At 36.9% G+C, this 12,802-nt stretch carries 11 protein-coding genes; 6 read left to right on the forward strand and 5 right to left on the reverse strand.

What is annotated here, in order from left to right; genetic code table 11:
• Positions 1-13: 13 nt before the first annotated feature.
• Complete coding sequence (locus GWK10_RS15295) at positions 14-1,600, forward strand: phytoene desaturase family protein (protein WP_164033265.1); 1,587 nt, start codon at positions 14-16, stop codon at positions 1,598-1,600.
• A gap of 12 nt (positions 1,601-1,612) precedes the next feature.
• Here GWK10_RS15295 and GWK10_RS15300 read toward each other — a convergent pair whose 3' ends face one another.
• Positions 1,613-2,137: a CIA30 family protein gene (locus GWK10_RS15300; protein WP_317164698.1), complete on the reverse strand. Its 525-nt coding sequence runs from the start codon at positions 2,135-2,137 to the stop codon at positions 1,613-1,615.
• 6 nt (positions 2,138-2,143) lie between these two features.
• A complete protein-coding gene (gene kdsA, locus GWK10_RS15305; RefSeq protein WP_164033266.1) occupies positions 2,144-2,962 on the reverse strand; it encodes a 3-deoxy-8-phosphooctulonate synthase in 819 nt (272 codons plus the stop codon).
• Positions 2,963-3,074: 112 nt separating this feature from the next.
• Here kdsA and GWK10_RS15310 point away from each other — a divergent pair, with 112 nt between their 5' ends.
• The 3 genes from GWK10_RS15310 to GWK10_RS15320 all read left to right on the forward strand — a co-directional run bounded on the left by GWK10_RS15310 (position 3,075) and on the right by GWK10_RS15320 (position 7,500).
• Positions 3,075-3,617, forward strand: a complete 543-nt coding sequence (locus GWK10_RS15310) for a hypothetical protein (protein ID WP_164033267.1) — start codon at positions 3,075-3,077, stop codon at positions 3,615-3,617.
• 93 nt (positions 3,618-3,710) lie between these two features.
• The gene (typA, locus tag GWK10_RS15315; RefSeq protein ID WP_164033268.1) at positions 3,711-5,510 is read left to right on the forward strand and encodes a translational GTPase TypA; all 1,800 of its coding nucleotides are present in this window, start codon (positions 3,711-3,713) and stop codon (positions 5,508-5,510) included.
• A gap of 199 nt (positions 5,511-5,709) precedes the next feature.
• Positions 5,710-7,500: an MAC/perforin domain-containing protein gene (locus tag GWK10_RS15320; RefSeq protein ID WP_164033269.1), complete on the forward strand. Its 1,791-nt coding sequence runs from the start codon at positions 5,710-5,712 to the stop codon at positions 7,498-7,500.
• On the opposite strand, the gene ppgK is transcribed toward GWK10_RS15320, so the two are convergent.
• The gene (gene ppgK, locus GWK10_RS15325) at positions 7,497-8,234 is read right to left on the reverse strand and encodes a polyphosphate--glucose phosphotransferase (RefSeq protein WP_164033270.1); all 738 of its coding nucleotides are present in this window, start codon (positions 8,232-8,234) and stop codon (positions 7,497-7,499) included. The genes GWK10_RS15320 and ppgK overlap by 4 nt on opposite strands.
• 129 nt (positions 8,235-8,363) lie before the next feature.
• Between ppgK and GWK10_RS15330 the strand changes: the two genes are divergently transcribed.
• On the forward strand, positions 8,364-9,455 hold the full coding sequence (locus tag GWK10_RS15330; RefSeq protein WP_164033271.1) for an amidohydrolase family protein: 1,092 nt from the start codon (positions 8,364-8,366) through the stop codon (positions 9,453-9,455).
• 144 nt (positions 9,456-9,599) lie between these two features.
• Here the strand turns inward: GWK10_RS15330 and GWK10_RS15335 are convergent, their stop codons facing one another.
• The gene (locus GWK10_RS15335) at positions 9,600-11,414 is read right to left on the reverse strand and encodes a serine hydrolase (RefSeq protein WP_164033272.1); all 1,815 of its coding nucleotides are present in this window, start codon (positions 11,412-11,414) and stop codon (positions 9,600-9,602) included.
• Between the two features lie 115 nt (positions 11,415-11,529).
• Between GWK10_RS15335 and GWK10_RS15340 the strand changes: the two genes are divergently transcribed.
• A complete protein-coding gene (locus tag GWK10_RS15340; protein WP_164033273.1) occupies positions 11,530-11,757 on the forward strand; it encodes a PQ-loop repeat-containing protein in 228 nt (75 codons plus the stop codon).
• 69 nt (positions 11,758-11,826) lie between these two features.
• On the opposite strand, the gene GWK10_RS15345 is transcribed toward GWK10_RS15340, so the two are convergent.
• Positions 11,827-12,741: a glutaminase gene (locus tag GWK10_RS15345; RefSeq protein ID WP_164033274.1), complete on the reverse strand. Its 915-nt coding sequence runs from the start codon at positions 12,739-12,741 to the stop codon at positions 11,827-11,829.
• Positions 12,742-12,802: the final 61 nt, after the last annotated feature.

Genomic DNA, 12,802 nt, shown 5'->3' on the forward strand with positions numbered 1-12,802 from the left:
ACAGCCGCATTTCATGATCCAATCATTTAAACAAAAACCCAAATTACAGGAACAATACAATACGATTATTATAGGTTCAGGTATGGGTAGCCTTGCAACAGCCGCTATCCTAGCAAGGCAAGGACAAAAAGTATTAGTACTCGAACGACATTATATAGCCGGTGGTTTTACACATATTTTTAAGCGCAAAGGTTATGAATGGGATGTTGGAATTCACTACATAGGAGAAGTACAACGCCCCAATAGTGTAATGAAACGGCTTTTTGATTATGTGTCAAATAACAAATTGAAATGGGCCGATATGGGAGAAGTTTATGATCGAATTATTATCGGTGATAAATCATACGATCTTGTCAAAGGAGTTTCTAACTTTAAAAAACAATTAACAGCATATTTTCCAGAGGAAAAAGAGGCCATAGAAAAGTATGTCGATCTTGTTTTTGCGGCCAATAAAACAAGTAAGAACTTCTATTTAGACAAAGCATTACCGCCAATAGTTAGTTCACTTTTTGGTGGATCTATGCGTCGTCCTTTTCACAAATTTTCGGATAAAACGACTTACGAGGTTATTAAAGATTTAACTGACAATGAGGAACTAATAAAAGTACTTACAGGTCAGTATGGCGACTATGGTATGGCACCAAAACAAAGTAGTTTTACGATGCACGCCTCTGTTGCACGCCATTATTTTGGAGGAGGTAGTTTTCCTGTTGGAGGCTCTTCTCAAATTGCAGAAACTACTTCAGAAGTTATTGCAGAATCTGGAGGCACTATTTTAGTAAGTGCAGAAGTTGACGAAGTAATTATTGAGAATAACAAAGCGACTGGGGTGAAAATGAAAAATGGAGACGTATTCTCAGCAAATACAATCGTAAGTGGCGCGGGTCTCATGACTACCTATGACAGCTTGCTACCAGAAAATGCTGTTTTAAAACATAATCTGAAAGCACAACTACAAAAAGTAGAACGATCAGTTGCGCATTCTTGTTTATACATAGGATTGGAAGGCTCACCCGAAGAACTGCAATTACCAAAAACAAACTTATGGATCTACCCTGGTGATCTAGATCACGACGGTTGTGTCGATCGATATTTAGATGATATGAATCAACCTTTTCCTGTTGTTTATATCTCATTCCCGTCTGCGAAAGATCCCGATTGGTCGAATAGATATCCAGGAAAAAGCACCATAGATATCATAACCTTAGTGCCGTATGAAACATTTGAGCCTTGGAGCGGTAGTAGATGGAAAAAACGGGGTGAAGACTACGAAAAACTAAAAGAAAATATCACACAACGTTTATTGGAAGAACTATACAAACAGCTACCTCAGGTAAAAGGAAAAGTGGACTGCTATGAGCTTTCATCTCCTCTTACTACACAACATTTCGTAAACTATGAAAAAGGTGAGATTTATGGCTTAGATCATAGCCCTAAACGATTCAGGCAAAAGTTCTTGAAACCCCGAACACCAATAAAGAACTTTTACTTAACGGGTCAAGATATCGTTTCGGCTGGAGTTGGTGGCGCACTATTTTCTGGAGTAATAACAGCTGCTGCAATTACCGGAAAAAATGTACTTAAAAAGATTTTAAAATAGAAAGAAAGTGTTTTATTCAACAGCTATAGATACTATCTCCAGCTTAAAATTTTCAGCCTTTTTATTTCCTATCAAAAAGGCGATTTCGACAAGGGTTTCTCCGTTATAATTATCGAGGTCTAAAGTACGACCGCGAAATGCTGGATACATTGTTGCAAAAGGAATCTCTATTGTTTGTTTCTTTCCAGTAGTTTCGAATTTTCCTATATACGAAAATCGTTCCCTAAAACTCGATCGCACTCTAAACTGATAACTCTTTCCGTCTCCTTTAAGTTTAAGTACAAACTTGCTGTAAGAACCTAATGCCATTTGATCGGTTTGATAACGCACAGATGAAAATCCTCCATTGTTTTCTAGTGAAACTGTACCTGAAAAAACACCATTGCCATTTGCATTCAATGCAAAACTTCCTTGAGAACGGCCTCCCATTACTCCATCATCTACGACTCGCCAACCGCTAATATCTGTAGTTTTATTAAAATCAAATATCATTGTAGTCGAAAGAAAAAATAAGATTATGAATGCAAGTTGCTTCACTTAGACCTATAAGCTGTTGATTGTTCTACGAATAGCCACAAGATTGCGAAGTAAGCCCTCTAAATGGTCTATATGAAGCATATTCGCCCCATCACTTTTCGCATTAGCAGGATCAAAATGTGTCTCCATAAATAGGCCGTCAACTCCTGTCGCGACCCCTGCTCTACTAATAGTTTCTATCATATCAGGTCTTCCCCCAGTGACTCCACTAGTTTGATTTGGCTGCTGTAACGAATGAGTTACATCAAGTACTGTAGGAGCAAATTGTCGCATCGTAGGAATTCCTCTAAAATCAACAATCATATCTTGATAACCAAACATGGTTCCCCTATCGGTTATCCAGGCTTTTTGATTTCCAGAATCATGCACTTTTTTAACGGCATGCTGCATACTTTCAGGACTCATAAATTGTCCTTTCTTAAGATTTACCACTTTGTCTGTTTTAGCTGCTGCAACAACTAAATCGGTCTGTCTCACTAAGAATGCAGGAATCTGCAGTACATCCACATATTCTGCTGCTTTGTATGCATCTTCTACCTCATGAATATCGGTAACAGTTGGCACATCAAAAGCTTCACTTACTTTATCAAGAATGCGCAACGCTTTTTCATCGCCAATACCCGTAAAACTATCAATTCTACTGCGATTAGCCTTTTTAAAACTCCCCTTAAATACATAAGGAATTTTTAAATCGTCTGTAATTCGAACTACTTTTTCAGCAATACGCATTGCCATGTCTTCACCTTCAATGGCACAAGGTCCTGCTAACAAGAAAAAGTTATCTGAATTAGTATGTTTAAGCTTAGGAATTTCAGTAAGGTTCATCAGTAAAATTGTTAAGCCACAAAGATAGTTTATTAGTCGATAAGCCGGAGGTTATTTTTATGGCATAAACTTTGTAAATAATCCCATCAAATAATTATAACAACCTTTAATCATGAAAAAAACCACAGTACTTCTAGCTTTAATTATCTCTCAATTTGCAATTGGTCAAGACTCAAAAAATGTAGCTGATAGCCAATTTAAAATTAACTTTCTAACTCCTGGAGTTGAGTTTGAAACGGGTATTAGTAATAATAGCACCCTTAACTTTGCCTTAGGTACTGGTATTTTTCTAAGGAAGCAAAATAATCAAGATACCGAGTTTGGAGTATTCCCATATTTAGACGGACAATATCGCTATTACTACAATTTTAAAAGACGTCTTGATAAAGGCAAACGTACCGATAGAAACTCAGCCAACTACTTTTCGCTTAGCGCACTCGCTCAAAGCGGAAAATCTATTATTGGCAATGTCGATTTTACAGAAGACTATGCAGCATTTGTAGGCCCAATATGGGGAATGCAACGTACTTATAATAGCGGATTCAATCTGAATCTAAGTGCTGGTGTCGGTTATGCTTGGAGTGAAAACTTTGACGGCGAAATTCTACCAACGGTTTCATTTACTTTAGGTTGGGTCTTAGGAGGTAAAAAGTAAGCTCCCTAATAAACATACCTAAAATTAAATCATATATACAAGTTGTTATTAACCTATTAAGCGTACCTTTGCGCGCTTAAAATCGGCTTAGTTATGGCACAAATGAAGAATATTGCGATCATTGCTCACGTTGACCACGGTAAAACAACCCTGGTTGATAAGATCATGTACCACTGTCAATTGTTTCGTGAAAACGAAAATACAGGTGACTTGATCTTAGACAACAATGACCTTGAACGCGAACGCGGAATTACCATTACTTCTAAAAACGTATCGGTTATATACAAAGACACGAAGATCAATATTATTGATACTCCAGGTCACGCCGATTTTGGAGGTGAAGTAGAACGCGTATTGAACATGGCGGATGGCGTGCTTTTGTTAGTTGATGCCTTTGAAGGACCAATGCCTCAAACTCGTTTTGTACTACAAAAAGCAATCGACCTTGGTTTAAAACCTTGTGTTGTTATCAATAAAGTAGATAAAGAAAATTGTACACCAGAAGAAGTTCATGAAAAGGTGTTTGACCTGATGTTCGAACTAGGTGCTGAAGAATGGCAATTAGATTTCCCTACAGTATATGGTTCAGCTAAAAATAACTGGATGTCGGAAGATTGGGAACAACAAACAGATAATATCGAGCCATTATTAGATATGGTAATAGAGCATATTCCTTCTCCTAAAATTGAAGAAGGGACTACCCAAATGCTTATTACATCTTTAGATTTTTCATCCTTTACAGGTCGAATCGCTATTGGACGTTTACAACGAGGTACTTTAAATGAAGGCGCTCCTGTTTCTTTGGTAAAAAGAGACGGTTCTATTGTAAAAAGTAGAATTAAAGAGCTACACACATTTGAAGGGCTTGGAAGAAAGAAAGTATCTACTGTTCAAGCTGGTGATATTTGTGCTTTGGTTGGTTTAGAAAATTTTGAAATTGGCGATACTGTTGCCGATTTTGAAAATCCGGAAGGACTTAAAACAATTGCCATTGATGAGCCTACCATGAGTATGCTATTCACGATTAACGATTCTCCTTTCTTCGGTAAAGATGGAAAGTTCGTTACATCGCGTCATATTAAAGATCGCCTGACTAAAGAACTAGAAAAAAACTTAGCATTACGTGTTCAAGAAACAAACAGTGCAGATAAGTTTATGGTATTTGGTCGTGGTGTACTGCATTTATCCGTATTAATCGAGACAATGCGTCGTGAAGGATATGAATTACAAATTGGTCAGCCACAGGTAATCATCAAAGAAGTTGATGGTGTTAAGTGCGAACCAATTGAAGAGTTGACTATTGACTTACCGGAACACGTTTCAGGTAAGGCAGTAGAAATGGTTTCTATACGTAAAGGTGAAATGCTAAGCATGGAAGCTAAAGGAGACCGCATGATATGCGAATTCTTAATTCCATCTAGAGGAATTATTGGCTTACGTAACCAGTTATTGACTGCAACCGCAGGTGAAGCAATCATGGCACACCGTTTTAAGGAATATGCGCCAATAAAAGGTGAAATTCCTGGTCGTATTAACGGTTCTCTTGTATCAATGGAAAACGGAACTGCGATTCCTTATTCAATTGATAAATTACAAGAAAGAGGAAAGTTCTTTATCGACCCGGGTGAAGCTATTTATGAAGGTCAAGTAATTGGTGAAAATAGCCGTGGTGATGATATGACCGTTAATGTAACCAAAACGAAAAAGCTAAGTAACGTACGAAGTTCTGGTGCTGATGACAAGGCTAAGATCGTTCCTGCTATCAAATTCTCCTTAGAAGAAGCATTAGAATACATCCAAAAAGATGAGTTGGTAGAAGTAACTCCAAACCATTTACGTTTACGTAAAGTACTGTTAAAAGAAGTAGAGCGTAAGCGAAATAAAGGGATTTAATCCTACCTAACAATAGGATAATAACATGTCTGGTGGAGCGCAGTCGAAACCTATCTTACGAAAATCAAGGATAGTTCTCGACTCCGCTCGAACGGACATTTTTTGTACCCGCTACACCTCTTTAACGTTTATTTGGATGAAAGCTGATTGTCCAATCAACTACAGTTTTCTATCTTTCCGTTATTAAATCAATCAAAGCATGCCCCTAGGTACCTTGGTACGAATTATTGTTATAATTCTTGTTCTGTCTTTAAGTTCTTGTACTGACAAGGATCGATTTATTCTCATTCAGAATCCCTTACCAGATACAGAAATTTCCATTTTAAAGGAAAGTATAGACAATGACAAACCATTTAAAACCATACTAAACGCAGGAGACAGTATTCATATTTATGATTTTGAGCAAGGTGACAAACTCTACTTTAAACCAGTAGGTCAGCAAGACTATGAAATTTTACCATATGTTGCAGATAGTACAGAGCAACAAAAAATCCCTCTACAATTATCAAAAAAAACAGTTGGTGAATTAAGCAATCGGTATAAAATTCTACAACAATATGATAAGATGTTGTATGGATTGAATGTTTTGAAGGCCGATCCTATTTATCAAAATGGTGGGCTTACCAAAAAAATATTTCAGCCATTAGCAAGCACTAGCAGAAATTGGCAGTTGTTAGAAAAACAATTTTTATTGGAAGATTACATAAAACTATCGACCAATTTCAATAGTGAAAATGGAGGGTTTCACGTATTGGCTAATTCAGACAAAAAACTTCAACAACTTATACGAGGTCATTATTTAATTAACCAACCATTCGATACTATTATTGGAACTCAAAACAATACCATTACCATTTTTAATAATGACAGCATCCCACAACCTAAATTATACAGCTGGTTTGAGTTAAATAAAGAAGTGTTGACATTAGCGCTCGACACATCTAAAATTCAGATTAATTCGGAATTCAAAAAGGCGATTTCTGATCTCCCTATAGTTACTGTAATTCCTGATTCATTAGATTATGCTAATTTACCTAAAGAGCTCCTACCCTATCAATTATTTATTAATGAATGGGGAACTCATTTTGTGGAACGCATTAACTACGGGCCAACAAATTTGTTATTAGCAGCAATTAATTCGCAAGAGACATTACAAATAGCATCAGAAGAAACTAAACTCAAAGAAAAACTAAATCCAGCGATTAAGAAGGATACAACAACACTTCATAGCATATCCGATTCTATTGTTCTCGCCGCCAAGAAAATTGCCATTGATAAAAAATTGAGTTCGCAATCCGTCGATGATCCGAATTTACATCCAATCAGACAGCAGTTAACTCCAATTTACACGCTTCTTGATGAAGCTTTTATTCCCCTTTTAGAAGGTAGAAATGCCAAACAAAGGCTTTTAAAACACTTGTCCGAAAGCATCCCAGTTAATAAAGATTATCCTGAAGAATTAATGGTATATGGATTTAAATTGAATTGCTTTGGATTATTTGTCAATGCTTCAAGAGATACCGCAAATCCTAAAAATACAGTTAGCGAGGCCAACATTGTTATGGATATTCAAAAACCAGAAGGTCTTAGTGATTCTATCTGGCAACGTGCCATACGATACTATCCAGAAAAAACAGCTGTGTGGAATTTAGAAAAATCCGATAGCCCCACCAAACTCCCATTTAAACAAGATTGGAATCGGAATTTTGATACCCGCGAATTGTCAGTTTATATTAACTTAAATGAGATTCCATTAGCGTTTCGCGAAGACGTCAACTTCTATTTCAAAGGAGAATTCACAGAACAAGATGGAAGTGGTGGACGTTATGACGATACTATTTTTGGTGAAACTACAGTACCACTAACCGAAATGATAACACGAAAAGGCGGTGCAGTAAGTCTATGGTGTTACGACGCTAAAAAGGAACGCGAATTAAGTGACCTTGATATTAATATTAGTTTTGATGTGGAGGTTTTACCTCTCTACTAAGCTTGCTCACATAACATTGCGGCTCCTACGATCCCTGCATTATTTAACATCTCGGCTGGAACAATTTTAGTCTTAGCGGTAATTTGATCTTTAAACTGATCCATTTTTTTGCTTGAACCGCCTCCTAAAATAATTAAGCTGGGAGAAAACATTTTTTCAATAATTTTTAAAAATTTATTGAAACGCTTTGCCCATTCCTTAAGTGAAAGCTTCTCGCGTTTTCTTGCGGAGTCAGCGGCAAAATGTTCGATCTTTTTATAGCTTTTGTAGGGCAACGTGCCAAGTTCAAAATTGGGAATTAACTTTTTATTGTAAAACGCCCCCGAACCAAGTCCTGTGCCTGCAGTGATCATCAACACGAAACCATTCTCATTTTTACCCGCACCAAAATTCATTTCGGCTAAGCCTGCAACATCAGCATCGTTAGCCACAAGAAAGTCAACACCCGTAGTCTTTTTAAACAACTCGCCTACATGAACGCCAATCCACGATTTATGAATATTACCCGCAGATTGGGCAACGCCATTTAAAATAACTGCAGGAAATCCTACACCGATTTTCCCTGTCCAATTAAAATGCTCAAGCATTTGTTTAATTTCATCAGCAACATCATCTGGCTTTGCGCCTTCTGGGGTTGGTATGCGATGTCTCTCGGTTACTAATTGGCCAGTTTCTGTATTTACAATGGCCCCTTTTATTCCAGATCCACCTACATCGATACCCAATACTTCCATATATACTATGCTTGAGTTTAAAGGCTCCAAATTTCACATTAATTATTAAAATTCACAAATATCTGAGCACTTAAGAAGTTTTTCATTTTCTTAAGATTTCAATACGCCCTAAAATCCTACTTTTAAGTCATGAAAAAATTACTATTACTTCTCTGTATTCTTCTTATTAGTACGACCTCATTTTCTCAGAAAATGGAATTTGAAGATTACAATCCTCCTTCCACTTTAAAAGTTGAAGAAACCATTATTAAAAAATCGAAATTTCCTTTTATTGATGTGCACAACCACCAGTGGGATATGCCTAATCAAGACTTGGCGAAGTTGACTGCTCAGATGGATGCTTTAAATATGGCCGTAATGGTTAATCTATCAGGTCGTCGTGGAGGTAGTGATGTTTTCTTTAAAGGGGTAATGAACAATGTCCGTACAAATGCCCCTAAACGATTCATTATTTTCACAAACATTTCTTTAGATGGCATTGATGATGAAGACTGGACAGTAAGAACCGTTGCTCAATTGGAAAGCGATGTGAAAGCAGGAGCTAATGGTCTTAAGATATATAAAAGCCAAACAATGGATGCTAAGGATAATAGTGGAAATCGCATTAAAATAAGTGACCCCAGAATTGGTCCTGTTTTTGAAAAATGTGGCGAATTAGGAATTCCTGTATTAATCCATTCAGCAGATCCTAAACCATTTTGGGATGCGCATGATAATAAAAATGAACGTTGGTTGGAGCTTAAATTGCGATCACGAAGAAAAAGAGATAGTAAGGTCACAGGATCTTGGGAAACGATTATAGCAGAACAACATTCAATTTTTAGAAAACATAAAAGTACCAAGTTTATTAATGCCCATTTAGGATGGTTTGCAAATGATCTTTCGACCTTGGCTAAGCTAATGGATGAAATGCCTAATATGTATACAGAAATAGGGGCTGTTATTGCCGAGCTCGGAAGACAACCGAGAAATGCTAAAAAATTTCTAACCAAGTATCAAGATCGCGTAATGTTTGGAAAGGACTACTGGAAACCTGAAGAATACTATACCTATTTTCGAGTACTAGAATCTAATGATGAATACTTTCCGTATTATAAAAGATATCATGCCTTTTGGAAAATGTACGGGCTTGATCTTAGCGACGAAGTCCTAAAAAAGATTTATTACAAGAATGCATTAAAGGTTATTCCAAATATTGATAAGAGCTTATTTCCGAATTAAAAGTACAATGTAAGTTCGAGTGTTTTTCTGAGGCACGAAAGAAAAATGTATCGAGAACCTTAGGACTTACAAAGGGTTCTCGATACATTTTAATTTCACTATCGTTCAATTAAAACACTCGAACCGACATTGTTTATGGTCAGCCTACTTTTTCCTCGTAGCTGTAAAATTGCCCTGTGGTTGTTTAAAGGTCGCACCATGGTATTTGCCGTTTTTCTCATTACTAAAACTAACTTTGTAGCCATCAAGAATTTTTAAGGCAAAAGTGTTATCTCCTGTGTAAATCAATTCGTATTCCGGTTGCCCTTTTATAAATGCAAATAGTGTGGTGTCTTCTTTTGTATAGAACTTTATATCCTGACCCATTAGGTTAAACTCTCCCACATAGGCCTCGACTTCTTCTTTCGACAGATCTACAGATGTTGGTTTTCTGGTAAATTTTATTGGATCTAAAGTGGGCTCTAGTGCCGCTTCTAGTCCGCTTATCTCACCATCAGTGCCTGTCCTGAAGCTAACGATAAGACCTACCACGTCGTTATCTTCATCTATATCTATACTACCATCTTTCGCCATTCGGTGAGGTACAAAGATATCGTAGTGATAATGCTCTAGCCAGAATTTAATGATCGGGAATTTCGCAAACATCGAATCATTCTTAACCTCTATCTCAAAAGTCCCATAACCAGGATTATTATACTTACCTGTGTACGCTATCATCGCGTGAGACGGTTTTGTCCCTTCAACTTTGTTTGATGAAGTTGAGTCTTCTCCCTCCTCCCCTTTTTCTTTGGCTTCATCTCTACGTTTTTTCAATTTCTCATTCCAATCTTCCTTTCTCACTTTCAACATTCTATCTGCTATAGTATTACGTACAATGCTTGTAACTTGTGAGCCATTTTGATTAGTAAGAACTACAATGCCGAGGTCATCGGTCGGAAAAAAGCTAACGCTCGCTGAAAAGCCATCGATATTGCCACCATGCTCAACCCGATAATGCCCTTTATATGATGATAAAAACCATCCGTAGCCGTAGTTTCCAAAAAACATATCAGGAGATTCTTTTCTTGGTATACCACTACTTACAACAGCATGAGAACTTATCGCCTCGTTAATGTAAGCCTCGGAAAGGATCTGTTTTTCGCCATTCTTTCCCTTATTTAACCAAAGCATTGCCCATTTTGCCATATCGTTTGCACTACTACCGATGCTTCCAGCAGGTCCCATTCCCGATATATCATAATAATCCATTTTTGAGATTTTGTCATCCTTAACCTCATAGCCAAACGACGCATTACTATCAGATTTCAAACCACTAATATTCGTATTCGAGCGTTTCATACCTAGCGGGTCAAAAATTCGCTCTTTTACATTGTCTTCCCAACTTTTACCCGTTACCTTTTCAGTGATAACACCCTGTAATAAAAATCCCCAGTTATTATAATACCACTGTTCTCTAACATCTGCAAAGGGCTTATGAAACTCCATACGCTGTAATAAACTATCTTTATTATCGGTATTGAACATATACCAGGCGAAATCGTGTCGTGGCAATCCTGAGCGGTGACTCATAAAATCTTTGACAGTAAGTCTATTATTCAGTTGGTCGCTTTCAAATTTTAAATAAGGAATATACTTTCTCGGGCTCTCATTAAAATCGACTGAACCTTCTTCACGAAGTATTCCTAATAAGGAAGAGGTGAAAGCCTTCGTACTCGATCCAATTTCAAATAGTGTATTCGCATCGACGGGAATCTTATTTTCATAATCTCGATATCCGAATCCTTTTGCATATAAAATTTTATCTTTTTTGACCACTCCAACTGCAAAGCCTGCTGCTTGCCAATCATTTAAAATCTCATTAAGCTGTTTGTCTAATCCTGATAAGCGCTTATCAGTTTTTTGGGCTACAATTGTACTTACAAAAAAGAATGTCGCAAGTACGAAGATGGATTTTTTCATTTTAAGAGGTTGATTGATTTTGAAGATTAGACTGTGCTATTCCAAAATTGTTACAGTTTCTATTTCAAATTACTAATAAAAACAGAAAGTTGCCGTATCATTGCAGCTTCAAGATATGGAAGATTTAAGTACACTTACGGAATGGGTTGGCTACGCAGCATCTGCAGGAGTTTTATCCTCTTTTTTAATGAGAGACATTAGAAAACTACGAATGGTAAACTCAGTAGGATGTGCCCTTTTTGTAGTTTACGGATTCTTATTAAACTCATGGCCTGTAATCATTACCAATGTCGCTATTTTGGTAATTAATTTTTATTACTTGTTTTTGAAGAAAACGGTCTAGCTCAAGAAGCACCTATTTTTAGATGGCTTTATCAACAATTCTAGAGTACTTAAACGCAAATTAGTAGTACTAAAAAATTGACAAGCCTGTTAGCGTTGTAAGATTTTCTAAACATAACATTCCAAGTTCTGAATTGCCCTTTGCATTTAAAGGTGGACTCCATACTGTAACTGCGTATTGTCCTGGATGGATAGCCGCGATTCCTCCCCCAACTCCACTTTTACCTGGTAATCCTACTCGAAAACTAAACTCACCAGCTTCGTCATAAAATCCGCATGTTTGCATGATTGCATTGATACGTTTAATTTTTGAAGGTGCTATAATTTGAGAATCTGTATTTAACAATGCTCCACCGTTGGCATATATCATAAAAGCCATTGCCAGCTCTTTACATGACATCTCGACTGCACACTGATAAATGTAAAAATCCAACACCTCATCAACATCGTTTTCAATATTCCCGAAAGATTTCATCAAATGAACTAAAGATGCATTTCGGTCACTGTGTCTTTTTTCTGATTGGTATACAGCATCATTTATACCGATAGATTTGGTGTGAGCAATCGCACGTACAAACTCTAAAAACTCCTCTTTTGGATTTTCTAAATGGGAAATTAATAGGTCCGACACGACCAATGCACCGGCATTTATAAATGGGTTTCTGGGTATTCCTTTTTCGTATTCTAATTGGATTAATGAATTAAACGGATCCCCCGATGGTTCAACATCAACACGCTTGAATAAATCTTCAGCAGGAGCTAACATTGCCATTGTAAGAGCAAATACTTTTGAAATACTTTGAATAGAAAAGCGTTCTGCACTATCTCCAAATTGATAATGACCAGAATTAATGCAGTACAAATGCATTCCTAATTTATCAGAAGGCACACACGATAACTCGGGAATGTAAGAAGCTACTTTGCCCTTACTTTCTTTAACAGAAACCTCTTGCGCTATTTGATTGATAATCTTCTGATAGTCCATACTTTTTTCTGAATTTCAATTGCCACTATTGTTTAAATATGAATTGTGAAATTGATATGTT

It is taken from the genome of Spongiivirga citrea (assembly GCF_010671565.1).
GTDB lineage: Bacteria > Bacteroidota > Bacteroidia > Flavobacteriales > Flavobacteriaceae > Spongiivirga > Spongiivirga citrea.

What these genes read in the sequence shown, in the direction of transcription:
- GWK10_RS15330 (WP_164033271.1), top strand. Translation starts at nt 8,364, where the DNA reads ATGAAAAAATTACTATTACTTCTCTGTATTCTTCTTATTAGTACGACC.
- ppgK (WP_164033270.1), bottom strand. Translation starts at nt 8,234, where the DNA reads ATGGAAGTATTGGGTATCGATGTAGGTGGATCTGGAATAAAAGGGGCC.
- GWK10_RS15295 (WP_164033265.1), top strand. Translation starts at nt 14, where the DNA reads ATGATCCAATCATTTAAACAAAAACCCAAATTACAGGAACAATACAAT.
- kdsA (WP_164033266.1), bottom strand. Translation starts at nt 2,962, where the DNA reads ATGAACCTTACTGAAATTCCTAAGCTTAAACATACTAATTCAGATAAC.
- GWK10_RS15345 (WP_164033274.1), bottom strand. Translation starts at nt 12,741, where the DNA reads ATGGACTATCAGAAGATTATCAATCAAATAGCGCAAGAGGTTTCTGTT.
- typA (WP_164033268.1), top strand. Translation starts at nt 3,711, where the DNA reads ATGGCACAAATGAAGAATATTGCGATCATTGCTCACGTTGACCACGGT.
- GWK10_RS15320 (WP_164033269.1), top strand. Translation starts at nt 5,710, where the DNA reads ATGCCCCTAGGTACCTTGGTACGAATTATTGTTATAATTCTTGTTCTG.
- GWK10_RS15310 (WP_164033267.1), top strand. Translation starts at nt 3,075, where the DNA reads ATGAAAAAAACCACAGTACTTCTAGCTTTAATTATCTCTCAATTTGCA.
- GWK10_RS15335 (WP_164033272.1), bottom strand. Translation starts at nt 11,414, where the DNA reads ATGAAAAAATCCATCTTCGTACTTGCGACATTCTTTTTTGTAAGTACA.
- GWK10_RS15340 (WP_164033273.1), top strand. Translation starts at nt 11,530, where the DNA reads ATGGAAGATTTAAGTACACTTACGGAATGGGTTGGCTACGCAGCATCT.